Raw genomic sequence first — 24,752 nt, 5'->3', positions numbered from 1 at the left:
CCATGAAAAATAAAAAAATTTTTATTATAGGGATCTTAGTTGCCGTATTGATAGCTCTTCCATTTCTTATGGATCGAGAAGTTATGGAATTAAATGATGAGATTCGTAAAAACAAGTCGGGCAACTTTATTTCTCTTAGCGATGGGGTAGTTCATTATGAGCTTGGCGGCTCTCAAAAAGGGGAACTCGTAGTGCTGGTGCATGGATTTACTATGCCTTCGTTTGTGTATGATAATATATTTCGTGCGTTAGTTGATTCTGGTTTTCAAGTTTTGCGTTACGATCTTTACGGTAGAGGTTTATCCGACAGACCAAAAATTCCAAACAATACCGATTTGTTTGACAGACAGTTAGTAGAGCTTTTAGAAAAATTGAAAATCCAAAAACAATTTAAACTAATAGGCTCGTCTATGGGAGGGATAGTTGTGTGCGAGTTTGCAGTGAGGCACCCCGAAAAAGTAAAAAGCGTTGTATTTATTTCTCCTGCCGGTTTTCCTCTTAAAATTCCTTTTGCAGGGAAGCTGGTCAAACTTCCTTACGTGGGTGAGTATGTAATGAAAACATTTGGAGATATTTCTCTAATGAAAGGAACTTCTACCAGTTTTGAAAAACCTGACGCTTGGAAGAAATTTCAAGTTCAATTTGAAGAGCAATTTCTCTACAAGGGATTTAAGTATTCGATTCTTTCTTCACTCCGAAACATGCCTTTTGGTACGCATAAAGAAACTTTTCGCAGGCTGGGGAAACTGAAAATTCCCACTTTACTTGTGTGGGGAAAAAATGATAAAGTGGTTCCGTATTCGAGTAGTGAGGTTGCAATGGAAGTTATGCCAAAGGCTGATTTTTTTTCAATTGCCGATGCGGGACATACTCCTCACTACGATACTCCTGAAAAAGTAATTCCAAGGATTATAGAATTTCTAAAAAATAGAAAATGATTTTACTAAAGAAGATAATTGATTTTTTATCCTTCTTTTAAATCCTACAATATAGTCATGGAATTAAACGCAAATAATATAATAAAAATATTTCAAGAATCAATCTTGGCTTGGCATAAGAATGAAGAAGAGGCAAAAAATCCGTTTCAAGAGGAGAGCCTTGAGTTTAAGCTTTTTAAGAAAAATCAAATAGACACTATTCAATGGCATGTTGAAGATGAGATTCGTCGCCCTGATATCGAAGACAAGGAAATCGTACGATTCAAAAGAAAAATTGATGCATTAAATCAGGAAAGAACAGACACAGTAGAATGGTTGGATGACTATCTTGTAAAAAAATTTGAATCTGTTTCTAAAAATCCAAATGCAAAAATGAATTCCGAGACTCCTGCTTGGTTAATTGACAGAATGAGTATTCTTGAGTTGAAAATTTATCACATGACGGAAGAAACTAAAAGAAAAGATGTCTCTCCTTCTCATATTGAAACTTGCCAGAAGAAATTAGAAATTCTATTGGATCAAAGAAAAGATATGACAGGGTGCCTTGACGATTTGTTTATTGACCTGAAAAATGGAGTCAAATATATAAAGGTGTATAGACAAATGAAAATGTACAACGACAAGAATTTAAACCCGGCTCTGTACAAAAAGAAATAAAATGAATGTGCTGGTAGCCAGATTTTCAGCAATGGGGGATGTTGCCCTTCTAACTCCTGCACTTATTGCAGTGGCAGCAAAATATCCGACCTTGCAAATTACTTTAGTTACCAGAGGGAACTACACTCCTTTTTTTTACAATATACCAAATGTACATGTACTTGGAATAAACTTAAAAAAATATAGAGGGTTTTTGGGTCTTTGGCGACTTTTTAAAGATTTAAAAAAACTAGGGCCTTACACCAAATTTATTGATTTGCATTCATCTCTACGAACAAAAATTTTTAAATTCTTTTTCAAACTTCACGGGGTTTCGACTTATACAATTGTAAAAGGCAGGCGCGAAAAGCATCTACAAACTCGTAGGAAAAATAAACTAATGACTCGTTTGCCGCATACGGTTGACAGATACTTGAATGTATTTGCAAAAGCAGGATTTCCCGCTACTCCAAGAAAGGGACCTTGGATCAACGTGGATTCTGAGTCTAAATTATTTGCAAGCGATTATTTCAAAAGTATTGGAATCGGAAAAAAAGATACGATGTGGATTGGTTTTGCACCTTTTGCGGGGCATAAGTTAAAAGAATGGCCCCACTACAAATCCAAGAATTTAATTCAATTGATCAAGTCTGAATTCAACGCTAAAATATTTCTATTTGGCTCCAAGGAAGAAAAATCTATCTTACTTGAATTGATAGGAGATACTCCTGATTGTTATATAGTATCAGGAGGGAAACTTGGTATCAAAGGCGAAATAGGAATCATGGAGAAGTTAGACGTTATGGTAGGAATGGATTCGTCTAACGTCCATATCATGGCTTTACTAAAAAAACCTGTGATCGGTTTATACGGAACTACTCACCCTATGTCGGGGTTTGGTCCTTATGCCCAAGAAGATGTAGGTGTCTTACAAATTGAAAACCTTCCTTGCAGACCTTGTAGTATTTTCGGTGATACAGAATGCTACAGGAAAGATTTTGCCTGCATGGAGTTAATTGATCCAATGGATGTGATTCGTAGAATTAAACTAATCTTAAATATCAATACCCTTTGGTAAATTATTCTAACTTTTTTAATTCAGCTAAAAGATTTTTCACAATATCGGAATACGCATTTTTTATTAACTCTGATTTTTCTGTGCTCGATACGGGGTCGCCTGATTCTCCCGATTCCATGATTTCCAAGAGAAGAGGTATTTTTCCGAGTAGTGGCGAATGAAAAGAGTTTGATAATTTTTCTCCTCCACCCGATGAAAAGATTTTAGAAGGCTTGTTGCAATGAGGACAAATAAATTCACTCATATTTTCAACCACACCGAGGATTGGAATTTTCACTTGAGAGAACATAGTCCCTGCTTTGGAAGCGTCGAGTAGTGCTAAATTTTGTGGAGTGGTAACTATCACTGCTCCATCTATGTCGATTAATTGTGCAAGGGAAAGTTGAACATCTCCTGTACCGGGAGGCAAGTCAATTAGAAGATAATCCAACTCTCCCCACACTACATCGTACAAGAATTGCTCTACTGCCTTTCCGAGCATTGGACCCCTCCAAACTACAGGCTGGTCTTCGTTTACAAGAAACGCAAAAGAAATTATTTTAAGACCAAACTTTTCTAATGGATAAATTCTGTCTTCTTCGGCTTTTAACGCAACCTTGCCTTGAACTCCAAAAAGTTTTCCTATGGACGGGCCGTAAATATCAGAGTCCAAGATTCCTACTTTCAGTCCTTGTTTCATCAAAGTTACTGCAATGTTTGTTGTGACCGTAGATTTTCCGACACCACCTTTTCCTGATCCGATAGCAATTACTTTTTTCACCCCGGGAATGCTATTGCCTTCTTCGAATTGTAAATTTGGATCTTTGACAAATTTTATTTTATATTTTTTTGAATTGTCGATTCTGGTTAAGGTTTGTCGAATGTTTGCTTCGAGATTGAATTGAAGTTTTCTGTCGTCATCGGGAGTTTTCAACTGAATATGAAAAATCTCTTCTATTTCTTCTATGGTGTCAACCATACCAAGAGAAACTAAATCTCTTTTCACAACAGGGTGACGAATTTTTGCAAGCTCTGCTTGGATTTTTTCTTTTGTAATTGAACTCATTTACATTCCTTAAATTTAATATTTTATGATTTTAGAAAAATTATTTTTTAAAAAAATAGTTTTAAACAATACATTAGACTTAAATTATCTCATAATTTTCAAAAATTTATCCCAATCCTCTTATTATTTTGAATACTGAATCAATTCATCTTGGATCATTTGATTTTCTTGTTTAGAATAATGAAATCTTGTAAATTGAATTTTCTTATCATGAATATCCAAGATATGAAAACCACTATTATGACACTCATCAGATATTCTTGGACTAGAAGCCGAGTTTACTATCGGGAATGGAATTTGTTCATCTGAATGCTTTACCCAATTAGAATGAACATGACCGTGAAGATAGACGATAGGCGACATATCTTTTAAGTGGGTGATTACCTCTTCTCTATTGGAAAGTCGGTGAAAAGAAGATTCATTTTTATCTTCAGGATTCCACAGAGGATGGTGGCAAACAATTATCGGATTTTTTAGGTTTAGTGTGTGTAGCAGATTTTTAGAATTGATGAGAACTTTCTTATTTACATATCCCGTCGCTTTTATCATTGAGTTAGGAAAATTGGAATCCCAACCTATGATACAATGACTCTTTATTTTTTTAAACCTAAGATAAAAGTTTTCTTCTTCAAAAGTTTTTTCTCCAGTGAATTGTCCAAAGTATTTTTCGAATAGATCAACGGGACGTAGAGCTTTTTTTACATACCTGTCGTGGTTTCCGGGAATTATAAAAACTCTTTCGTCCAGAATCGGGCTTAGCTTTTTAGATACATTTTGAAATTCAAGATCAGAAGACACATTGGTTATATCTCCGGAAATAATTAGACAATCGTAGTCTGTAGTTTTGATTTTATTTAGAATTGCAGAAAAAATTTTTTCGGGATATTTTTTTTTTCTTCGCAAAGTGTAGCTTATGTAGCCAAGAATCATTTTCCCTGAAAGAGAAAAAATTGGAATAGAGATAGGCAAGTGTAAATCTGAAATATGTATGATTTTCATAAGTCCTGCAAAATTTCCATAACCCCCAGCACCTGCCCTCTCTGAACATTAGAGCCTTTTGGGATACAAATTTCTATAAGTCTTCCAGAATAGGGAGATTCGACTGGAAAAGCTGCCTTATCCGTTACAAGCTCTAGGATCTCTTGCCCTTTTTCTATGTTTTCTTCCGGTTTTACGTACCAAATCGCTAACTCTATCTTCTCTGCGTCTCCCAGATCAGGGGTAGTAAGCTCGAATAAATTTTCTTTTTTTATCATGATTCTTTGTTTCTTGAAAAAATTCCTACTTGCATTCCTTATGGCATTTTAGATAAATACATTAAAAAGAAAACAAAAAATGAGAAATGGTAGAAAATATCTGACAAGAGAAGAAATCTTAGATCAAATTGACAATTTAGTCCAAAGAAAGACTTTTTCTTTGGAAATCAAAGGATTAACCAGAGAAACGAGAGATTGCTTGTCACAACTCTTAAATGGAGTTCTTGAAAAAATTGGCGCAAATCCTTTGGCATCCTTTCATATATTCAGTGGGCTTATGGAAGCCTTATTGAATGCTTTGAAAGGAAATATTCGTTTTGTAATATTCAAAGACGAGCTTTATAAAAAGTTAATTCAGAAAGAAAAAGATGAAAAAGAAACAGAGCATCTGCTTCAGGTGATATTGGACACAAGCCCGCTTAGAGATGCAATGCAGAGATATATTGTCCCTGAAAAAGTGAAAAAAACAATCCAAAATATTTTAACCTTAGAGGAAAAAATTAGAGTTAAAAAAACTGAACTCACAGACGATGAAAAAGAATTACTTAGTTTTATTAGAGAGAAAACACAAAAAGATAATCTAAAAATTTCATTAAAAATTGAGGTTACAGATGATCTACTTTTTATTCGAATTCGTAACGATGCGCCAATCATGTCTTTGGATTTAAAAAGAATTGGAGAGTCCAGACAAAAACACAACGAATTGTACAAAGAAGGTAAATCTGCAGATTTCTTCAGACCAGAGTTTTTGGATGAGAAGGAGAGTGCAGGATTTGGGATAGCGATGATAGACGAGGGTTATTATAATATTGGGGTTGATCCTTTGGATCATTTTACAATAACCACAAGTTCAAAGGCTACAACTGTATATCTTAGATACCCTATTGCTGCTTTAAAGGCTGATATTAGTTTTTAGTTTTCTTAAATTAGTCTATTTAAAGTTTCTACATAATGGTATTTCTTCGGAAAGTTTACAAAATGGACATTGAATTTTTCTATAAAGGATGAACTCAGTGATTTTTTAAATAGGTATCAAAGTATGTATTTACTTAAATCCCTATCTTCGACTATTTCTTTTAGTATTTTAGAAACGTATTCTTTGGTGATTTTGATTTTCTTTTCTGATGCTTTTAAATCAGGCCCTTGAAAACTAACTTCCTCTAAAAGTTTTTCCATGATTGTGTTTAGTCTTCTTGCACCAATATTTTCATTTTTCTCGTTTACTTCGTAAGCAATATTTGCAATTTCTTCTATTCCATCGATAGAGAATTCCAACTCAATTCCGTCCGTACCGAGAAGAGCTTGGTATTGTTTTGTCAGAGAAGATTTTGGAGCAGTTAGAATTTTAATAAAATCATTTCTGACAAGTTTTTCTAACTCGACTCGAATCGGAAACCTGCCTTGCAATTCAGGGATAAGATCACTTGGTTTTGACATGTGAAATGCTCCGGCTGCAATAAAAAGAATATGATCCGTTTTGATGGGTCCAATTTTAGTGTTTACAGTCGCACCTTCTACAATCGGTAAGAGATCCCTCTGTACACCTTCTCTTGATACATCTACTCCACTTCGAGACTCTTTTCCGGCTACTTTATCAATCTCATCAATAAAAATAATTCCCATTTCTTCTGATCTTTTTAAAGCCTCTCTGTGTAGTTTTTCTTGATCTAATAATTTCTCAGCTTCCTGATCAGCTATTACGCCTAACGCTTCACTAATAGGCAGTTTACGCTTTCTGTTTTTTTTGTGAACGAGGTCTCCAAGAATGTTTTGAATTTGTGCGTCCATTTCTTCAATATTCACAGCACCAAACACCTGCATAGAAGGAAGTTGAGATTGGGGTGGAGTTAGGTCTATTTCAATTTCGTGATTGTCTAACTTCCCGCTTTTTAATTTTTTTTTCATAAGCTCGCGGCTTTCTAAAAATTTCTTTCGTCTTTCTTCTTCTTCCTGACTAAAATCCTCAGTTAAAGAAATTGGCTTATTGAATGGATCAGGAAGTAGAATATCTAAAATAACATCTTCTGCTCTGGATTTTGCTTCTTCAACAACATGCAAGCGAAACTCTGCCTTTACCATGTTTAAAGCTACAATAGCGAGGTCACGAATCATGGACTCTACATCTCTTCCCACATAACCTATCTCTGTATATTTAGTAGCCTCTACTTTTAAAAAAGGAGCACCACATAATTTTGAAAGCCTTCTTGCAATCTCGGTTTTTCCGACTCCGGTCGGACCAATCATTATAATATTTTTAGGGTAGATTTCCTCACGAATGCTTTCGTCTAACTTCCTTCTTCTATATCTATTTCTAAGAGCAATAGCTACTGCTTTTTTTGCATTCTTTTGTCCGACGATATGCTCGTCAAGCATGGAGACGATTTGCTTCGGAGTCAGATCAATTTCTTTCGCAATTTCAGAAGATTTTTTTAGTTCATTCATTTAAATATTACCTATAAAAAAATTTAATTTTAAACTATATTTAGAAGACATTCCCTATTCTTTATTTTTAAAGATACAACAATGTATAATTAATACAATGATTTTACAAGAGTTTATTTGAACACAATTTAACTGTAGGGAACTTTCTTAAATTTCTTCAATTGTGATATTGTCATTGGTATAAATACATATATCCGCAGTAATTCTCATAGCTTCTTTGACAATTTCAAAAGGCTCCATGCTTGTATTTGCATACAAGGCTCTTGCTGCCGACAAAGCATAGTTGCCGCCAGAACCAATGGCTAATATTCCATCGTCTGGTGAAATAACATCTCCTGTTCCTGAAATTAGGAAAGAGTCGTTTTTGTCTGCTACAATCAATAAAGCCTCTAATCGACGAAGCATTCGATCTGTTCTCCATTCCCTTGCAAGCTCAACAGCACTTCTTGAAAGACTCCCACCGAATTCGATTGCTTTTTTTTCAAAAAGCTCAAACAGGGTGAATGCATCGGCAGCCGATCCTGCAAACCCGGATACAATTTGATTGTTGAAAAGCCGTCTTACTTTTTTGGCAGAATGTTTCATAATAGTCTGACCCATAGAAACTTGCCCATCTCCCGCAAGTGCAACTTTTCCATTTTTACGAACACATAAGATTGTAGTTGAGTGAAATTGTTCCAATTTGTATTTCCTTTATTTTGCGTGAGGATGGGATTTGCGATAGACTTCTCTGAGTTTATCTTTAGAAACATTTAGATAAATTTGAGTACTAGAAAGAGAGGCATGCCCCAGCAATTCTTGAACGGCACGTATATCAGCTCCTGCGTCTAATAGATCAGTTGCAAATGTATGTCGAAATTTGTGAGGGGTTACTGTCTTATCAAATCCCATTAATTTCCTTCTTGTACTCAAAATATAACGAATCCCTCTGGTGGTAAGCTTTTTTCCTTTTTGGTTTAAAAAAATATATTCAGAATTGTTGGACACTTCTCTCTCTTTTAAATAATTTTGTAGAGCTTCTTTTGCATGCTCGCCTATAAATACATATCTTTCTTTTTGCCTTTTTCCTAATACTTTGAGTGTAGTTATATCTGAAGATAAATCTGTTAGCTTGGCTCCTACAAGTTCAAATACACGTATCCCTGTCGAATATAAAATTTCTAAAATAGCTTTGTCTCTTTTTTCAAGATTAGGTGTTAAATTGTTGTGCTCCAATAAATCTTCCGTCTCACAAGGGCTAAAATTTTTTGGAAGATTTTTTTTTGTTCTTGGAAATCGAACACTTAAAACAGGATTTTCTTTTATGAGGTCATTTCTATGTAAAAGTTTGTAAAAAGTCCGCAAAGAGGAAAGTCTTCTGGATTGAGTTTTTTTATCCATCGCTTGCTTTTTTAAAGTATGGGCAAAAAAAGAACGAAAATCTATAGGTTCAATTTCCAAAAAATCAACTCCTTCCTGAATGCAAAACTCATAAAAAAGACTCAAATCTTTTAGGTAGGCGGCCTTCGTATGAATAGAATAATTTTTTTCGATTTCGATATATATAGAAAACTGTTTCCAGCATTCAAGCATTTTTTCTGTACATTCTTGTGGGGGTTTTATGTTAAATTCTTTCAATTTTTTTTATTCTCCCATTTCTCTTTATCGGAGTAATTCATCTGTTCAAAGAGCATTTTTATACTTAACGTGAGTTCGAGTTAAGAGACATATAAAGCCTGTAAATTTGATTGAAGATTAAGGATACACCTGCAAAAAGTCTTTCTTGGAAATAGTTGACCCGCCTTAAAAAGATTTCTCATAAGGCGGGCAGAGTCTCAAAATCGCACAATTGAAACTCATTCTCACATGGGAATAACAAATTTTTGAAAAAATAAGCGATGTGTGTCGCATATCGTCTAAAATTGATTCCGATTGCCCTCAAAATCATGCGATGTCCAACTTTACGGAGCCCTAGTTCGCCCCTTCAGATATTTTGGTTTTAGTTTCCATCAAACCTTCAACCGGTGGACGCAATTTACATAAAGTCTGATATTCTCCGGATTTGAACTTTGCATTTCTTTCATCCAACCATCTCCGCTTCGTATCAATTTTTATTCGGGATTGCTTTTCACTTTTGTATGCAACGCACTTTTCTTTTAACGGACATGACGCACATTTTTTTGATTCAAAGTTTGCAATTAAAGTTCCATCAGCTTTTAATTTTTGGGATTTAGGGATTTCATCATTTGGACATTGTTCAATCAATCCATTGTCGCATAACGTAAAGAAAAGAGAGTCGAGTTCTTTCTCATTTTCCTTCCCGCGAATTGCAGTCGCTACAAAATTTACGTCTTCTTTTTCGTCATTCTCGAAACGTTTCACATAGATAAACAGAAAATTTCCAAGTTGTTCTGTCCGATCTTACACTTGAGACTTGGGCAAACGATAGCAGAAACCGTCCTCTTCCTGAGACAAAATTGAATCCAATTCACCTGAAGGCTTAATTTCTAATTCTTGCAAAACTTTCATCAGATTACTCAGAACTTTATAGAATAACGTTAGGCGATTCATCCGCTCGATATTCGCCGCATCACAGAATCAATTCTCTGCGTTGAATTCTTCAAGCCAAGTTCCTCAATAATTGCATCACGGCCATCTTGAAAAACTCGATCGAAAAGATTTATACCCGTTCGCTCTTCATATTCGCAAAACTATATCGATTAATATCATCGACTCCTAACACCTTCTGATACAAATAATTGAAGTGATAATTTTCATACAACTGCTCATCTGTCAGAGAATACATCTCTTTTATGATATCAATGGCTACCGAAATATTTACAGGAAAATTACTTCGACCAAAAACAGGATGATACAAGCATCTAAAATCCTTCTCGTTGATATTCTTAAATATCTTCTCGTAAAAGTTTAGGACCAATTGTTTTTAATACGCCTCGTAACGTACTGTTCAAATTTTGTTCAGGATCCAATAGACTGCCTTGAAGGTGATGGGTATTTTGCAGAAACATAGAGTATATGAATGAAAAACAAGTTTTTCATTCAACTATTTATTGAATTTTTGCAGGCAGGTCATTTTTAGTATAGTTTATAGTATTTCGCATTTAGTGCAGTTTTTATACTTTTCGTGTGAAAATGTGGGATCTCCACTCTTTTCAGTAAAATGCATGCTTTATACCAATTGTTCACCTTTCACGCAAAAATGTGGGAACTCCACTTTTTTAGGGGATTTCAAGAGATTACACATTTAATACAGATTTAGGACTTTTTACGTAAAACTGAAGAAAAAATTCTAAAAAACGATAAAATTTTTTTCTAAAGCAAACTTTTTTTACCTTATAAAGAAGAGCAGAAAAATATTCGATTTAATATTTTGGAATCGTACTTTAATAAACCCAATCAAGTTGATGATACCTGTAATTTTATTTCTTGTAAGAGTTTAGAAGAAGCAAAATTTATTTACGAACTTTTGAATTCTTCTCTAGTAAAAGAATTACTAGAATCTCTCATTTTTTGGGATTCTAAAAGACCTATCACTACAGAGATTTTAAATAAACTGGATTTACGAAAAATTGCAGAGGAATTAAACTATTCGATAGAATACAACTCCTTTATTTTTAACAATACGTATTGCATAAAATTAGAAAATAACCTATCTCTATTCATTTTAGAACCACAAGGTAGTAAAGAGAACGAGACAAAAATATTTGGAAGTGAAAAATATTCGTTTTTTAAAGTAAAATTTATTCGTTTATTTGGAAAGCTAACGCACTTTCGAATTCTAAAGTCACATAGCCCACTCTTAACGTCAGAGGGCTAAAAAAAAATACTCCTAGAAAAATAGTTAAACATAGATTCAGGATAGTAATCATAGTCATAAAAAAAATTTCATTCAATCTCTGAATTTTTAAAAAAGCTCATATTTTATAATTGCCTAATTAATAGGTATTTTCTAATAAGAAACTGAAATGAGTTTTATACTACATATAGATGCTTGGAAATTAGGTGTTTACTTTTTTATTCTGCTTTTATTAACCGGCTGGCTTGGTATTGTCTTTCAAAAAAAGGATGATTCGGATTCATCGTCTCGTGTAGAAGATGCGACTATGGCGCTTTTTGCATTACTGTTAGCTTTTTCTTTTTCCGGAGCCGCAGACCGCTATGAGCATCGCAAAGAATTCCTATTAAACGAAGCTATTTCAATCGGTGACTTTGCGGCTACCTCTTCTATGTTGGAGCACCAAGAATATCAAAAGATAAAATCACTTTTAATTGAATATACTAAAAATCGAATTCTGTTTGGCAAAATAAAAATTGACGATGAGAAAATGAAGGAAATCACGAGTGACGCTCGCAAAATTCAAAATAAGATTGCAGATGTTTTGAAATATATTATTTCCGAAAAAAAAAGCAATACAATCCACACTCCTCTTATAAATGGATTCAACGGTATAGTAATGACACACGATCGAGCCTATTACGGCAGTATGAATCAAATTGCAGATACGATTATAATTATGTTGATTATTTTTGGAATGGTAAGTAGCTTTCTTATTGGTCGTTTAACTGGTGGACATGAGCGTCTAATACACAAGTTACGGAAAATTTTAATTTATGTTTTACTCGTTACTGCTGTCTTTACTGTCACAATGGACTTAGAGCAGCCCCACCGGGGAATAATGAGAAACCCAAAAATATCTCTGATTGACTTACTTACATCTCTTGAAAGTTCCCCAAAAGAACAAGATTCGTCAAAGAGAAAATAAATACTGTCTTATAGAAAAGGCTTTTTTATCTACTTGTATATTTTTAAACTACTAAAAAACTTGTCCTTCTATGATACAAAAGATTCCATTTCGTTTAGCAGTGAATACGTCACTATGTATTTTTATATCTGCAATTTTTTATCATTTATTGGTAATTGCAGGTGTCATACCTCATTCCATTGTTTGGGGAGGCCGAATCGAAAACAACTCGCAGATGGTTATTTTTGAAATAGTCTCAATTTCTATCCTACTGATAATTATGTTTTTTATAGGAATGAAAGCCAATCTGATTAAAAAATTTATATCGGAAAAAATTATCACAATCATGATTTACGGGCTATCATTATTGTTCGCTTTAAATACCATTGGAAATATTTTTTCGCTTAGTAAACTAGAATCTCTGCTATTCACTCCCATAACCCTACTCTTGAGTGTTTTGTGTTTTAGAATTGCTTCTGAAAAAAAATAATATAGCCTACTAATTTTTACAATACACTCGTTAAATTTGTCCAGAGATTCAGTCTTGACAAATAAAATCCATTCTCTATTATTTCCTTATGGAACAGTTTTGGAATTTTTTAAATCCTGCCGGGTTTCTCATAACAGCAATAGGACTTTTTTATGGATATCTTTCTTTCAAATCCAGCAAAGAAACAAACCAGATGATAGAAGAATCCAGAAATCAGCTGAATAGGTCAATTGAAGAATCCAGAAATCAACTGAATAGGTCAATTGAAGAATCCAGAAACCAACTGAATCGGTCAATCGAAGAATCTCGCAGGTCAACTCAAGATATACTTACGGCATGGCATTCACGTTGGGAACAGTCAGACGAGTTCAACAAAAGGCTATTGGAAAGAATTTTAGATAAAGTACACTAATACGACTTAAATTGATGAAGATCAATCTCTCGATTGAAGGCTTATATTAAAAAATATGGATTATGTTCGGTTTAAAGAAATCAATGACAATAGACAGAATTTTGGAGAGCTAACCAACCCTACAATTCATTCAGTTTATAAAAATTCTGTATGCGGAGACAATTACAAATTGTATCTAAATTTAGAAAACGGAAAAATTGTAGATGCTTCTTATATATCTACCGGTTGCGGCTTTAGTATCGTTGCTCTGGAAACCTTGGTTAGTTTAATCAAAAATAAAACTATTGAAGAAGCAAGAAGTCTAAAGCCGGAGAATATTGAATCTGTGTTTGAATTTCCACCCAGAAAAAAATACTATCCGGAATTTGTGATCTCTGCCTTGAACAATGCGTTAGACGAAATAGTTTAATAGGCAGTAGTAATAGAATAATTCCAAAGATTATTTCCAATTTTTTCGACTGTATCTGTAAGGGGAAATTTATAAGATAAAAGTCCGAGACTTATTTCTCCTTTATTGGATCTACACTCAGCCGCAATAGGGAAAATTACACGAAAATGGACATACCCGTCTTTTAACAATCTCATAGATTCAGTAAAGATTTTTTTCTCGCCCGGTGTCGGGTTCGGAGGAGACATACTGACAGACTTGAATTCTCTTTTGATACTTATGGAATTCCCTTTTTTCTGTACAAAAAGTGATCCGAGTAAGATTCCGTCTAACTGACTCAATTCATTAAAATCTAACCGATAAAACACTCTTGCTTTTTCTCTATAGACTACATCTTCTCTCTCGTCTTTTTCCAAAAATTTTACGGAAAAGTCTCTAACCTTTATATTTTTAGCAAACAAACCTTTGTTGATCCTACTGTTTACATCTTCTTCCGTTACCGGTAAAAATTTTATTAAGGATGTTTTGGACCTTTCTTTGATAGGAACTGTATAGGCAATTTCCACAAAACCAGAAAATCCCTTTTTAAAATAAATCGTCTCTTCGTATTCGAAGCAATTCCAGAAGACGAATAAAAGTAAGATAGAAAATTTTTTGTATTTATCCATAGTTTAAACAAAACTTTGACGACTTACAGCTATGTAAACAGAATTCTTTACTTTTTTGATAATTTTACGAATTTGCATTATTTCTTCTCTCTAAAAAACCCGGCTCTATGCACTCCAACCTGTGCTTTGCCTCTTCATATACTCCTAAGTTTTTCTTGAAGGAAGAGTCCAAGATCGTGACCAATAGCTGAATCATTCTACACCTAATTTTAAAGGAATATTTTTCAATCTTAGAATTAAAACTTTCCTCAAGACGAGAAATTTCTTTTATAAAATTTTGTATTTCTACATCCGAATAGTTTTTTACTTCTGTAAATATATTTTTTTCGAGACAATACACAGGAAGATATTCCTTAAAATCTATTTCAGAATATTCTTTGGAAATCGATAAAATCGCAGAGTGCAAAGGCTCTGAATTTACCATCTCAGGGCGAATGGCAAGTGGATCAAGAAGCATCGCATCTCGGTACAATACCCTGCTTTGCCTGTGATCTCCAAGATGATAGATACATTCTGCCTCAAAAAAACGAATCTCTCCAGATGATTTGTGAAAATTTTTTGAATACTCTAAAATTTCTTTTGCATTGGTATAGTCTCCAATTTTCATCAGGCAACGAACTAATTGAATAAGGTGATTCGGCTCCAGTCCGATCATCCCTTCTCTTTGGTATGCTTTCCTAAATTGCGAAGAGGCTTCGCCAAGAACGCATTCAGTTACAAAAGAAAGAAATGTTTTGTTTGAAAAATTTCTCTGGCTTACTTCTTTTTCAAATTCATCAAATAATTGAACAAGCCTTGAGGCTCTATCCTTCCCTTCTTTTGAATTGAAAATTAATTCAATCCGATTGTCCCAGTACCCAGAAATAAAAAATCCTGAAATAAAATCAGGATTTTCAGGTTCTTTATCAAGAAGATTAGAAAAAATAGTTTTTGCTTTTTCGAATTCCCCTTCTTTTAGATACTCGCTTGCCTCTTCAATTTCCCTTGCATTGTGAAAACTGAGATCGGGAGGATTCATTTACTTTAAAATTTAATGACTTGATTTCTTATCATGAAATTTTTCTAACTGCCTGTGGATTTTGGACTCTAAACCATCAATACATGCGTAGATATCCTTTTCAGAATTCTGGGCGTTGAATACCGTTCCATCGGAATGTAGTTTTAAATTGGCATGAATAGTTCCATGGCTCAATTCAAACGAAACATCGCATGAAATGATTTTATGAGTAAACTTAGTAATTACTTGAAATTTTTTATCTGCGTATTCTTCTGCTGATTCTGAACGATCTACATGCTTCCATGTATAATTTATTTTCATAAACACTGCCTTATTGTTTTCTTTTATCCTGATAGAATACTAAAATCTTAGTCAAATAAAAAATCATAATTCTAAAAAATAAAGTATTAGAAAATTGTAGAATATCATAAAATTTCTAAGAATAAAACTCTTGACTCTCTATTAGTGATTCCTAAATTGAAATTACTAATCGGCTCGAGGAGTCAAAAATGGTTACTCCCAAAAAGAAACAAACAGCAACAAAGAAAAAAAGCCCTACTCCGAAGATTCCAAAAGCGAAAAAAGCTCCGGTAGAAAAAAAGCCACGAAAAAAAAGAGTTCCATCCGAGAAATCTACCATAAAGCTCCAACCGACACGTCTTAGAATTTATGAAGACCCTGCAATGAATGATTTGCCAAAAATTATAGACAGGGACATTGTTAAAATTCTTCAAAAGAATCCAAAAGAAGTTTTTATATTCTGGGAAATTTCCAACTCTACCTTAGAAAAAGCTCTATTTTCTTTAAATACAATTTCGGATAATTCCTATATTAAATTGTGCGTAGGATTTAAAAATGCAAAAACTCACAATTATCAGATTTCCCTTCCACCATTTACAAACAACTGGTATATGAAATTTGATTTTCCTGTGAAAAATTTAGTAGTGGAAGTGTGCGTAGTAGGTCCGGATGGAAGGTATATTTCGATACTCAAATCGGCGATTCTCAACCTTCCTGCAAATTCTCCTTCCACTGAAATTGACTTGGACTGGGTTCATCAGAAGTGGATCAGTGAGGGCTGGATCAAAAATATAGAAGGACTGTGGAAGTTTAGTGAAAATTTTAAAGAAGAAAAAGAAAATCGAGCCTTTTTAGGCTCATCCTTTGGGTCGTCTAAACATGGGCAATGAAAAGTTAGGGTATTTAATTCCAGTCTTACACTCTCACCTTCCTTATGTGAGGCACCCTGGTTATTCCACGCCTTTTTTAGAAGAAAACTGGCTGAATGAAGCAATCCTTGAAACCTACATTCCCCTCATCAATACATTCAGAAACTTGAAGAGAGAAGGTGTTCGATTTAAGATTACAATGTCTTTTACTCCACCACTGATTTCTATGTTAGAGGACGAATACCTGCAAGAAAATTTTATCAAAAAAATTGACATGCTCATTTTACTTGCGAACAAAGAAGTGAAAAGAACTGTCTATGATCCTCATCTAAACTATCTTTCTCAAGTTTACTTAGCCAATTTTGAAGAAGTAAAAAAAGTTTTTTTGGAATTAGATAAAAATATTATCAATGGTTTTAGAGAATTTCATCAAGAAGGGTATTTGGAGACGATAACAAGCCCGGCAACACACGGTTTTTTACCTCTAATGGAAAGTGAGCCTTCCAGTGTACTTGCTCAAATCAGAATCGGTCGGAAAGTTTATAAAAGAACTTGGGGGCACGATCCAAGAGGGATTTGGCTATCTGAATGCGGTTATTACCCGGGACTCGAAAAAATCTTATCCGGTGAAGGATTCAGGTATTTTTTTTCTGACAGCCACGCTATCGATCACTCTGTACCTCGTCCTAAATTTGGAGTGTATGCGCCCGTAGAAATCGGAAACGGTGTATTTAGTTTTGGACGAGACGAAGAAAGCTCTTCTCAGGTTTGGAGTGCAAAAGAAGGTTACCCGGGGGATTTTCGATACAGGGAATACTACAGAGATATTGGGTTTGACTTGGACTATGAATACATCAAGCCCCATCTTCATGTCGAGACGATTCGATCCAATACCGGAATCAAATACCATAGGATTACAGGCAAAACAGATTATAAGGATTACTACCACCCAGATTGGGCAACAGAGGCTTGTGGTAGCCATGCAGAAGATTTTCTTAAAAGAAGAATAGAGCAATGCAGAAATCTAAAAAATAAAAATGGTCAACCTGCAATCATTGTATCCCCTTACGATGCAGAGCTTTACGGGCATTGGTGGTATGAGGGACCAAAATTTTTAGAATTTTTATTTAAGAAAATCCACTTCGATCAAAATGAAATTGATACAATCCATCCGATGAATGTGATCGCACTTCTTCCAAGAGTCCAGAGTGTAAAAATGGACTATTCCAGTTGGGGAGAAGACGGATATTCTGACGTATGGTTAAACTCAACCAATGACTGGATCTACAGGTATCTGCTAACCTCTTCGGTTCTAATGAATGAATATTCTCATAAATACAAAGGCACTGCGAATGAAATATTCAGAAGAGTGTTAAACCAGATGGCAAGAGAGCTTTTGCTTGGGCAAAGTTCAGACTGGGCTTTTATTATGAAAACAAAAACCATGGTTGACTATGCAGTAAAAAGAACTAAGGTTCATATCAATCTATTCAACGAGCTTGCCAATATGATAAAAGAAGAAAAAATTGATGAAGAAAGACTTTCTGAGATTGAAAAAGAGCACCCTATATTTCCTGATATAAAGTTTGAAGACTACACTTAATATATATATTTGAATCAAATTTTGAAAAATAAGATTTTTGATTTTGTGAAACTTAATTCAATCCAAGGATCAAAATGAGCGATCTTGAATACTATGAAAGTATGAAGTACCAAGAGTTTCTAGTATCGAGTAAGAGAAAAGAAATTTGTGAGCCGTCTGTAATATTTGAAAATTTTAAAATTGACAAGGTTAGAAATTTAGTTGACTTCGGAATTGGTCTTGGTTTTTTTATTCCTTACTATTTCAAGTACCTTCCTAAAGACGCTTGGGTTTGGGGAATCGACTACCAGCAAGACTTATTGGATATGCTCCTTCAAAAAAAAATTAATGATGAAATAGAAAGATTCACTCCATTCTACTTAGACAAATCCGACCACCCTATTCTACCGGAATGGACACCTACACCGGACTGTATTTTTTCATCTATGTGTCTTTCTACATTTGCAGACCCCGGGCTTGCTATGGATGGACTCATTCGCTCCATGAAACAGGGAGGAAGACTTATAGTCGTTGACTGGATAAAAACAGAATTTGCGCATGGCCCTCCTATGAAAGATAAAATTTCTTTTGATAAAATGAAATTTTTAGCAGAAGATTACAAATTGGATATAGTCAAAGCATTAAGAGTGAGTGAATTTGTTTATGCACTCGAAGTAGTTGCCAACAAAGAATTTATTTACGGAATCTATGAAATGAGGGATTGAAAAATGGAAAATGTTGTTTTAGAAAAACTAAAAAAGAAAGACTTAAAAATTTTTTTAATCGGTGCCACAAACGATAAAACTAAGTATGGCAATACAATTTACCGGGATCTGAAATCAAAAAATATAGAAGTCTATGGAATCAACCCAAAAGCCACTACTATAGAAAATGACAAAGCCTACCATACGATCCATGAACCTAATGTAAAACCGGATATATTAAACTTTGTAGTTCCTCCAAAAATCGGAATAGAAATTATCCGAGACGCAATCAATTCTGGATTTGATAACTTTTGGATCCAACCCGGAGCAGAAAGTGAAGAAATTATTTCACTATTAGAAGCTAATAAAAAAAATTACCTCGCTCATAGCTGTGTAATGGTTCAAACTCGTTAAAAAACAGAGTTTACATAAAAACAATAAATATTTATATTTCTAAAAATTACCGGAAATAAAAATTTCCTGTTTTGCAAGGAATCTATCTATGAAAAGTTTGCTTTTTATTTTCTTCTTATTTCTTTTTTTTGTGAATCCTATTTTTGCAGAAAAAGAAGCTAAAATTATTTCATTTTCTCCAACAGGAATAGTGAAGGGAATTAAGCAAGTAAAGGTTCGTTTTAGTGAAGAGATGGTTCCCTTTGGCGATCCTCGATCACTGAACGAGCCTTTTCAGATCAATTGCCCCGTGAAGGGAATTTCCAGATGGATAGACACATTGAACTTTGTTTATGAATTCAATACAAATCTACCTGCAGGAATCAATTGCAATTTTACCCTAAAGCCAGAAATAAAAACGCTTTCCGGAAAAGAAATCACTGGTGAAAAGAAATTCTTTTTTTCTACAGGAGGACCTTCTGTTGGATATTCTACTCCTTATGAAGGATCAGAAGTTCATGAAGACCAGATTTTTATTTTAAATATAGATGCAGAAACTAAGGAAGAATCCATTGAAAAGAATCTTTTTTTCTCGGTGCAAGGATTAAAACAAAAAGTAAAAGCAAAAATCGTTACTGGAAGTTTAAGAGAAAAAATACTACAAAGCCAATACCTATCGAATCACTCTAAATTAATTCTTGTTCAACCCAGAACCAATTTTCCGAACAGCTCAAATGTCAGCTTAGTCTGGGGAAAAGGGATCACATCAAAAACAGGAGTACAGACTACAGAAAATCAGATTTTAAATTTTTCGGTTAGAAGCCCTTTTTTTATTCAGTTTTCCTGTGAAAGAGAAAATCCTAAGTCAGGTTGCATTCCTATTTCATCGATGTATTTACGTTTTACTTCTCCTATATCTTGGAAAACCGCAAGGCAAATACTTTTAAGGTCGGGTGACAATGTTTGGCTCGCAAAGAAAAGTTATGAAGACAATGAAAATTCTGAATTTGTGAATAGCATCAAATTTACACCACCCTTTCCTCCAAATTCAAAAATAAAAATTGAGTTGCCGGCAGAAATCAAAGACGATTCCGGTAGGCATTTAGAAAATAGAACTTCCTTTTCTTATGAAATCAAAATAGACCAAAGTCCACCTCTTGCAAAATTTTCCGGGAAATTCGGAATCATAGAAAAAAATGCAGACCCCGTACTGCCTGTTACAGTCAGAAATATAGAAAAAGAAATCCAAGCAAAAATACTACAAACAGAAACTAAGAATTCCAATACAGCTAAAGATATTACAGGTAAAAAATTTAGAATTTCAAACAATGAAATATTACACTGGCTAAAAAGAATTTCACAGTCCAATCGGGATAGGTCAATTTTTGCTGAGGGAAGCAACCCGGAATATTTTCAATTTCCTAAACCAAACGGTAAGGAAGCATTTGAAGTAATCGGTATTCCTCTAAAAGAAAGCGGGTTCTATGTAGTAGAAATAGAAAGTGCAATTCTTGGAGCTTCTCTAATTCCCGAAAAAACTCCAATGTATGTTCCCACATCAGCTCTTGTTACAAATATGGCAGTACATTTAAAATGGGGCAAAGAAGGCTCTATAGTTTGGGTAACTTCTTTGGACAAGGGACTTCCGGTTCCTGATGCTACAATTACAATACGCGATTGCAAGAACAATATCCTCTCCGAATCAAAAACAGACTTAAACGGAATTTCCAGACTTCCTCAAAGTGTGTGGAAAGACAAGGTTTCTCGGTGCTCATACAATAGTTACGATAGCGGGGTATTGGTAACAGCCGAAACTTCTGATGACCTTTCTTTTGTTCACTCTTCTTGGGACAAAGGAATCGAAAACTGGAGATTCAATGTTTATTCCTACCCAAGTATCACGAACTCAACCACTTCACATACAATTTTAGACAGAACTCTTTTTCGTGCCGGCGAAACTGTCTACATGAAAAATATAATTCGTAAAACAAGTATGCAGGGAATTTCTCACTTGTCTGATACTCTTCGTCCGAAATTTCTAAGAATCAAGCACGAAGGCAGTAACGAAAAATTTTTCTTCGATTTGAATTGGACTAATTTTGGAGATTCTGAAACAAAATGGAATATTCCAAAAGAAGCCAAACTCGGGACTTATACAATCTCTTTATTAAAAAATAAAACTGATTACAGTGGTTGGGAAACAGCAGAGTTTAGAGTTGAAGAATTTAAAGTACCTTTAATGAAAGGGTCTATTCAACCTCCTAAAGAAATTCTTGTCAATCCAAAAGAATTCAACATAGATGTATTTGTACAATACTTGTCTGGTGGGGGATCTGGGAATCTTCCTATAAAAATCAGGCACTACGTCTCTAGCCTCTACTTTGGAGAAATCAAGGGTTTTGAAGAATTCCATTTTGGAAAAAGACCTGTCAAAGAAAAGAAAACTCGAAATTCACAATACTCGAATTCGGAAGAAGATTCAGAAATTCCTAGAAATGGTATATCCAACCTGAGAACGAAAGAATTGGTTCTCGACAATTCAGGTAGTGCAAGAATAAAGATTGATAGCCTTCCGAAATTTACTGTTCCGGCTAACGTATATTTAGAGATGTAATACAGAGACCCAAATGGAGAAGTACAAACTACTTTCTCTCAAGCATCTGTTTACCCATCTAAGAGAGTTGTGGGAATTAAACCAAATTCATGGACTCTGTCAAAAGAATCTACCAAAATATCGGCTGCAGTTATTGATCTAAAAAATAAACCTGTAAAAAATGCCGAAGTTCAGATAGAAATTTTTGAGCGAAAGATCTACTCTCATAGAAAAAAATTAGTGGGCGGCTTTTATGCTTATGAGCATTTTGATGAAATAAAAAAAGTTGGAGAATTCTGCAAAGGGAATACTAATTCAAGCGGAATTCTGACATGCTCAGGAAAATTGTCCGTAAGCGGGAGTATTATTTTTCAAGCGAGTACTACCGATAGCGAAGGAAAGATTAGCTTTAGCAATCAAGAGGTGTGGATAGAGTCTGAAAAAGACCTCTGGTTCCACGCAGAAGACAACGATAGAATGGATGTATTGCCCGAAAAAAATTTTTATGAGATAGGAGAAACTGCTAAATTCCAGATTAGAACTCCTTTTAAAAATGCAACCGCTTTAGTTACTATCGAAAGAGAAGGAGTTATGGAAAGTTATGTTAGAAACCTTAGCTCAAAATCTCCAATTATAGAAATCCCAATCAAGAAAATCCATGCGCCTAACGTATATGTTTCTGTATTTGCTATTCGAGGAAGGATAGGAGAGATCAAACCTACGGCAATGGTCGATCTTGGAAAACCTTCGTACCGCTTGGGAATATCCAAAATTAAAGTAGGCTGGAAACCTTTTGAATTAAAAGTCAATGTAACAACCCCACAAAAAGTTTACGGAGTTAGAGAAAAAGTTAAAACAAAAATTCAAGTCACAATGCCCAATGGAAACCCGGTTTCAGAAGGTGAAGTAGTAGTCGCCGCTGTGGATGAAGGACTTTTAGAATTATCTCCAAACCAAACATGGGATATTCTTCCGGCGATAATGAAAGAAAGAGGGTACGATGTAAGCACAGCGACCGCTCAAATGCAAATCGTAGGAAGAAGGCACTTCGGACTCAAAGCAGCCCCACCCGGTGGTGGAGGTGGAGAAAACACTACAAGAGAATTATTTGATACTCTTTTATTTTGGAAAACTAAAGTTCTGCTCAATTCCAAAGGTGAGGCAGAGGTAGAAATTCCTCTCAACGATTCTCTAACCAAATTCAGAATTGTTGCTATAGCAACTTCTAAAGCCGATTTGTTTGGAAATGGAAATACCACAATTCAAACTTCTCAAGACTTGATGGTATTGTCAGGGATTTCGCCTGTCGCACGAGAGGACGATAACTATACCTCAGAATTTACTGTCCGAAACGCAACCGATAGAAATATGAATGTAACGGTTCACGCTTCTATCCAAGAAATTCCAAACCTACAATTAACTGAAAATCATGCACTCCAATCCGGTGAGGCAAAAATTATTCGTTGGAAGCTCAAAGCCCCCACAGGACTTCAATTTCTCACTTACAAAATAGAAGCCAAGGAAGATTCAGGGAAATCCGATCTATTGCAAGTCAAACAAAAAATTACAGAATCAATTCCTGTAAGAGCCTACCAAGCTACAATTACCAAGTTGGATAAAGAATTTTCCAAGAAAATAGAAATGCCGAAAGATTCTATTTCGAATAGAGGTGGTATAGACATTACACTGAAAAAAAATCTTTCCGAAGGACTTCAAAGTGTAAGAGACTATATGCAAAAGTACCCCTATACGTGCTTAGAGCAGACTATTTCTAAATCTATTGCACTAAGAGACCATGGTAGTTGGACAAGAATTATAGGAAGCCTTTCAACCTATTTAGATTCTGATGGTCTTGCAAAATATTTTCCTTCCAGTACTATGGGGAGTGAAGTTTTAACAGCTTATATACTCACAATTTCTCATGACGCAGGTTGGGAGATTCCCGAAATAAATAAACTAAGGATGCTCTCAGCCCTTGAAAGATTTGTAGATGGCTCTCTTTACAGAAGAAACGAACTTCAAACAGCAGATTTGAATATCAGAAAATTGATCGCAATCGAAGCACTAACCAAATACGGAAAAGCAAACCCAAGCCAACTTTCTACAATTTCAATGGATCCCAATCTATTGCCTGGCTCTGCCCTACTCGATTTATGGAATATTCATTATAGAATAAAAGATATTCCGCAAAGAGAAATAAAATTAAAACAAGTCGAAGATATTTTACGAACAAGAATGAATCTACAAGGGACAGTGATGAGCTTTTCTTCCGATAGACAAGACTATCTCTGGTGGCTTATGGTTAGCCCTGATGGCAATACGCTAAGACTACTTTCCACTCTCATAGAACAAAAAAAATGGAAAGAAGATATTCCAAGAATTGTGCAGGGGGTTTTGTCTCGCCAACAGAGTGGAATCTGGGACACCACAACAGCTAACGCACTTGGAATTCTTGCAATGGAAAAATTTTCCAAAGAATTTGAAAGTGTTGAAATTCAAGGAACAACTGATTTGATTCTATCCGACAAAAAAGAAAGTGTTGAATGGAATTCTAATAAAAATACGAATCAAGTTTTTTTCCCACACTCTACAGGACAAAAGGAATTATCTATAAAACACAAAGGTCAAGGAAGTCCATGGGTTACGATTCAGTCAAAAGCCGCGATTCCCTTAAAGTCTCCACTGTTTGCAGGGTATAGACTTGAAAAAACTATCGTTGCTATCGAAAGAAAAAAACCAGATGTTTGGTCCAAGGGAGATATTATCAGAATCAAATTAAAGATTCAGGCAGACTCTCCAAAAACTTGGGTCGTGATTTCGGATCCGATTCCTTCCGGCTCTTCTATTTTAGGCTCTATTCCCGGAAAAGACTCCGTACTTTTTTCGGAAGAAAATAGAAAAGGGGGATGGCTCGCTTACGAGGAAAAAAGTTTTGAAACCTATCGAGCTTATTATCAATATCTTTCAGAAGGAGAGTCAACGATAGAATACACTCTTAGACTCAATCAGGAAGGTTTGTTTATTTTACCTTCTACAAGAATTGAAGCTCTATATTTTCCTGAAATGTTTGGAGAACTTCCTAACCAAAAATTTATAGTAGGTGAATAAATAAAAAGTGAAAATACATATAGGCAACTAAAAAAAATAAGACATATTTACAAAAAAGAAAACCATTTAGAATTTATTGACCTATTTTAATAAATATATTTTTTTAAAAAT

Annotated in this window: 26 protein-coding genes; 15 read left to right on the top strand and 11 right to left on the bottom strand. The window is 34.7% G+C overall.

All coding sequences use genetic code 11. The features are described from left to right. Positions 1 to 2: 2 nt before the first annotated feature. Genes HS129_01655 through HS129_01645 form a run of 3 tightly spaced genes read left to right on the top strand, consistent with a single transcriptional unit; the run spans position 3 to position 2,652 of the window. Complete coding sequence (locus tag HS129_01655) at positions 3 to 938, top strand: alpha/beta fold hydrolase (protein MBE7410761.1); 936 nt, start codon at positions 3 to 5, stop codon at positions 936 to 938. A gap of 57 nt (positions 939 to 995) precedes the next feature. Beyond that, entirely contained in the window at positions 996 to 1,595 is a 600-nt protein-coding gene (locus HS129_01650) for a DUF4254 domain-containing protein (protein MBE7410760.1), read from the top strand. Position 1,596: 1 nt separating this feature from the next. Next, a complete protein-coding gene (locus HS129_01645; protein ID MBE7410759.1) occupies positions 1,597 to 2,652 on the top strand; it encodes a glycosyltransferase family 9 protein in 1,056 nt (351 codons plus the stop codon). Position 2,653: 1 nt separating this feature from the next. Here the strand turns inward: HS129_01645 and HS129_01640 are convergent, their stop codons facing one another. From HS129_01640 to HS129_01630, 3 genes are all read right to left on the bottom strand, one after another. Further along, positions 2,654 to 3,697 (bottom strand): Mrp/NBP35 family ATP-binding protein, encoded by a 1,044-nt coding sequence (locus HS129_01640; GenBank protein ID MBE7410758.1) that lies wholly within the window; start codon positions 3,695 to 3,697, stop codon positions 2,654 to 2,656. Between the two features lie 123 nt (positions 3,698 to 3,820). Then, positions 3,821 to 4,696, bottom strand: a complete 876-nt coding sequence (locus tag HS129_01635; protein ID MBE7410757.1) for a metallophosphoesterase — start codon at positions 4,694 to 4,696, stop codon at positions 3,821 to 3,823. Further along, complete coding sequence (locus tag HS129_01630; protein MBE7410756.1) at positions 4,693 to 4,953, bottom strand: hypothetical protein; 261 nt, start codon at positions 4,951 to 4,953, stop codon at positions 4,693 to 4,695. Before HS129_01630 ends, HS129_01635 begins: the two co-directional genes overlap by 4 nt. 79 nt (positions 4,954 to 5,032) lie before the next feature. Here HS129_01630 and HS129_01625 point away from each other — a divergent pair, with 79 nt between their 5' ends. Beyond that, the gene (locus tag HS129_01625; GenBank protein ID MBE7410755.1) at positions 5,033 to 5,869 is read left to right on the top strand and encodes a hypothetical protein; all 837 of its coding nucleotides are present in this window, start codon (positions 5,033 to 5,035) and stop codon (positions 5,867 to 5,869) included. A 116-nt stretch (positions 5,870 to 5,985) separates the two neighbouring features. Here the strand turns inward: HS129_01625 and hslU are convergent, their stop codons facing one another. The 5 genes from hslU to HS129_01600 all read right to left on the bottom strand — a co-directional run bounded on the left by hslU (position 5,986) and on the right by HS129_01600 (position 10,312). After that, positions 5,986 to 7,395 carry an ATP-dependent protease ATPase subunit HslU gene (gene hslU / locus HS129_01620; protein MBE7410754.1) on the bottom strand — a complete coding sequence of 470 codons (1,410 nt, stop codon included), beginning with the start codon at positions 7,393 to 7,395 and terminating at the stop codon, positions 5,986 to 5,988. Positions 7,396 to 7,542: 147 nt separating this feature from the next. Next, complete coding sequence (gene hslV, locus HS129_01615) at positions 7,543 to 8,076, bottom strand: ATP-dependent protease subunit HslV (GenBank protein ID MBE7410753.1); 534 nt, start codon at positions 8,074 to 8,076, stop codon at positions 7,543 to 7,545. Between the two features lie 12 nt (positions 8,077 to 8,088). Next, complete coding sequence (locus HS129_01610; protein MBE7410752.1) at positions 8,089 to 8,967, bottom strand: tyrosine-type recombinase/integrase; 879 nt, start codon at positions 8,965 to 8,967, stop codon at positions 8,089 to 8,091. A gap of 378 nt (positions 8,968 to 9,345) precedes the next feature. Beyond that, positions 9,346 to 9,756 carry a transposase gene (locus tag HS129_01605; GenBank protein ID MBE7410751.1) on the bottom strand — a complete coding sequence of 137 codons (411 nt, stop codon included), beginning with the start codon at positions 9,754 to 9,756 and terminating at the stop codon, positions 9,346 to 9,348. A gap of 298 nt (positions 9,757 to 10,054) precedes the next feature. Further along, positions 10,055 to 10,312 carry a transposase gene (locus HS129_01600; GenBank protein ID MBE7410750.1) on the bottom strand — a complete coding sequence of 86 codons (258 nt, stop codon included), beginning with the start codon at positions 10,310 to 10,312 and terminating at the stop codon, positions 10,055 to 10,057. A gap of 453 nt (positions 10,313 to 10,765) precedes the next feature. On the opposite strand from HS129_01600, the gene HS129_01595 reads away from it, so the two are divergent. The 5 genes from HS129_01595 to HS129_01575 all read left to right on the top strand — a co-directional run bounded on the left by HS129_01595 (position 10,766) and on the right by HS129_01575 (position 13,448). Then, complete coding sequence (locus HS129_01595; GenBank protein ID MBE7410749.1) at positions 10,766 to 11,212, top strand: hypothetical protein; 447 nt, start codon at positions 10,766 to 10,768, stop codon at positions 11,210 to 11,212. 148 nt (positions 11,213 to 11,360) lie between these two features. Continuing rightward, positions 11,361 to 12,158: a hypothetical protein gene (locus HS129_01590; GenBank protein MBE7410748.1), complete on the top strand. Its 798-nt coding sequence runs from the start codon at positions 11,361 to 11,363 to the stop codon at positions 12,156 to 12,158. A 70-nt stretch (positions 12,159 to 12,228) separates the two neighbouring features. Continuing rightward, positions 12,229 to 12,627 (top strand): hypothetical protein, encoded by a 399-nt coding sequence (locus tag HS129_01585; GenBank protein MBE7410747.1) that lies wholly within the window; start codon positions 12,229 to 12,231, stop codon positions 12,625 to 12,627. A gap of 88 nt (positions 12,628 to 12,715) precedes the next feature. Further along, complete coding sequence (locus HS129_01580; GenBank protein ID MBE7410746.1) at positions 12,716 to 13,039, top strand: hypothetical protein; 324 nt, start codon at positions 12,716 to 12,718, stop codon at positions 13,037 to 13,039. 55 nt (positions 13,040 to 13,094) lie between these two features. After that, positions 13,095 to 13,448, top strand: coding sequence for an iron-sulfur cluster assembly scaffold protein (locus HS129_01575; GenBank protein MBE7410745.1), 354 nt, complete (start codon positions 13,095 to 13,097; stop codon positions 13,446 to 13,448). Here HS129_01575 and HS129_01570 read toward each other — a convergent pair. The 3 genes from HS129_01570 to raiA form a co-directional block, all read right to left on the bottom strand. After that, complete coding sequence (locus HS129_01570) at positions 13,445 to 13,993, bottom strand: hypothetical protein (GenBank protein MBE7410744.1); 549 nt, start codon at positions 13,991 to 13,993, stop codon at positions 13,445 to 13,447. The two genes, HS129_01575 and HS129_01570, sit on opposite strands and share 4 nt — an antisense overlap. Positions 13,994 to 14,159: 166 nt before the next feature. Next, complete coding sequence (locus tag HS129_01565) at positions 14,160 to 15,113, bottom strand: hypothetical protein (protein MBE7410743.1); 954 nt, start codon at positions 15,111 to 15,113, stop codon at positions 14,160 to 14,162. 12 nt (positions 15,114 to 15,125) lie between these two features. Continuing rightward, positions 15,126 to 15,413, bottom strand: a complete 288-nt coding sequence (raiA, locus tag HS129_01560; GenBank protein ID MBE7410742.1) for a ribosome-associated translation inhibitor RaiA — start codon at positions 15,411 to 15,413, stop codon at positions 15,126 to 15,128. A 188-nt stretch (positions 15,414 to 15,601) separates the two neighbouring features. Here raiA and HS129_01555 point away from each other — a divergent pair, with 188 nt between their 5' ends. The 6 genes from HS129_01555 (at position 15,602) to HS129_01530 (ending at position 24,641) form a co-directional block, all read left to right on the top strand. Further along, a complete protein-coding gene (locus HS129_01555) occupies positions 15,602 to 16,282 on the top strand; it encodes a DUF4912 domain-containing protein (GenBank protein ID MBE7410741.1) in 681 nt (226 codons plus the stop codon). Next, on the top strand, positions 16,272 to 17,864 hold the full coding sequence (locus tag HS129_01550) for a DUF1957 domain-containing protein (GenBank protein ID MBE7410740.1): 1,593 nt from the start codon (positions 16,272 to 16,274) through the stop codon (positions 17,862 to 17,864). Before HS129_01555 ends, HS129_01550 begins: the two co-directional genes overlap by 11 nt. 74 nt (positions 17,865 to 17,938) lie before the next feature. After that, positions 17,939 to 18,568, top strand: coding sequence for a methyltransferase domain-containing protein (locus HS129_01545; GenBank protein MBE7410739.1), 630 nt, complete (start codon positions 17,939 to 17,941; stop codon positions 18,566 to 18,568). A gap of 3 nt (positions 18,569 to 18,571) precedes the next feature. Continuing rightward, positions 18,572 to 18,961, top strand: coding sequence for a CoA-binding protein (locus HS129_01540; GenBank protein ID MBE7410738.1), 390 nt, complete (start codon positions 18,572 to 18,574; stop codon positions 18,959 to 18,961). 88 nt (positions 18,962 to 19,049) lie between these two features. Beyond that, on the top strand, positions 19,050 to 21,554 hold the full coding sequence (locus HS129_01535) for a hypothetical protein (GenBank protein MBE7410737.1): 2,505 nt from the start codon (positions 19,050 to 19,052) through the stop codon (positions 21,552 to 21,554). A 69-nt stretch (positions 21,555 to 21,623) separates the two neighbouring features. Then, positions 21,624 to 24,641 (top strand): hypothetical protein, encoded by a 3,018-nt coding sequence (locus tag HS129_01530; GenBank protein ID MBE7410736.1) that lies wholly within the window; start codon positions 21,624 to 21,626, stop codon positions 24,639 to 24,641. Positions 24,642 to 24,752 lie beyond the last annotated feature (111 nt).

This window comes from Leptospiraceae bacterium (assembly GCA_015075105.1).
Taxonomy (GTDB): domain Bacteria; phylum Spirochaetota; class Leptospiria; order Leptospirales; family Leptospiraceae; genus JABWCC01.
The sequence above is the reverse complement of the archived record's forward strand: the minus strand, read 5'-3'. Positions and strand labels throughout refer to the sequence as shown.

Excerpts from the sequence above, each read along its gene's own strand:
- hslU (MBE7410754.1), bottom strand. The coding sequence starts at position 7,395 with ATGAATGAACTAAAAAAATCTTCTGAAATTGCGAAAGAAATTGATCTG.
- HS129_01640 (MBE7410758.1), bottom strand. The coding sequence starts at position 3,697 with ATGAGTTCAATTACAAAAGAAAAAATCCAAGCAGAGCTTGCAAAAATT.
- HS129_01545 (MBE7410739.1), top strand. The coding sequence starts at position 17,939 with ATGAGCGATCTTGAATACTATGAAAGTATGAAGTACCAAGAGTTTCTA.
- HS129_01650 (MBE7410760.1), top strand. The coding sequence starts at position 996 with ATGGAATTAAACGCAAATAATATAATAAAAATATTTCAAGAATCAATC.
- HS129_01590 (MBE7410748.1), top strand. The coding sequence starts at position 11,361 with ATGAGTTTTATACTACATATAGATGCTTGGAAATTAGGTGTTTACTTT.
- HS129_01565 (MBE7410743.1), bottom strand. The coding sequence starts at position 15,113 with ATGAATCCTCCCGATCTCAGTTTTCACAATGCAAGGGAAATTGAAGAG.
- HS129_01585 (MBE7410747.1), top strand. The coding sequence starts at position 12,229 with ATGATACAAAAGATTCCATTTCGTTTAGCAGTGAATACGTCACTATGT.
- HS129_01630 (MBE7410756.1), bottom strand. The coding sequence starts at position 4,953 with ATGATAAAAAAAGAAAATTTATTCGAGCTTACTACCCCTGATCTGGGA.
- HS129_01645 (MBE7410759.1), top strand. The coding sequence starts at position 1,597 with ATGAATGTGCTGGTAGCCAGATTTTCAGCAATGGGGGATGTTGCCCTT.
- HS129_01635 (MBE7410757.1), bottom strand. The coding sequence starts at position 4,696 with ATGAAAATCATACATATTTCAGATTTACACTTGCCTATCTCTATTCCA.
- HS129_01575 (MBE7410745.1), top strand. The coding sequence starts at position 13,095 with ATGGATTATGTTCGGTTTAAAGAAATCAATGACAATAGACAGAATTTT.
- HS129_01625 (MBE7410755.1), top strand. The coding sequence starts at position 5,033 with ATGAGAAATGGTAGAAAATATCTGACAAGAGAAGAAATCTTAGATCAA.
- HS129_01535 (MBE7410737.1), top strand. The coding sequence starts at position 19,050 with ATGAAAAGTTTGCTTTTTATTTTCTTCTTATTTCTTTTTTTTGTGAAT.
- HS129_01655 (MBE7410761.1), top strand. The coding sequence starts at position 3 with ATGAAAAATAAAAAAATTTTTATTATAGGGATCTTAGTTGCCGTATTG.
- HS129_01580 (MBE7410746.1), top strand. The coding sequence starts at position 12,716 with ATGGAACAGTTTTGGAATTTTTTAAATCCTGCCGGGTTTCTCATAACA.
- HS129_01550 (MBE7410740.1), top strand. The coding sequence starts at position 16,272 with ATGGGCAATGAAAAGTTAGGGTATTTAATTCCAGTCTTACACTCTCAC.
- HS129_01540 (MBE7410738.1), top strand. The coding sequence starts at position 18,572 with ATGGAAAATGTTGTTTTAGAAAAACTAAAAAAGAAAGACTTAAAAATT.
- raiA (MBE7410742.1), bottom strand. The coding sequence starts at position 15,413 with ATGAAAATAAATTATACATGGAAGCATGTAGATCGTTCAGAATCAGCA.
- HS129_01555 (MBE7410741.1), top strand. The coding sequence starts at position 15,602 with ATGGTTACTCCCAAAAAGAAACAAACAGCAACAAAGAAAAAAAGCCCT.
- HS129_01610 (MBE7410752.1), bottom strand. The coding sequence starts at position 8,967 with ATGCTTGAATGCTGGAAACAGTTTTCTATATATATCGAAATCGAAAAA.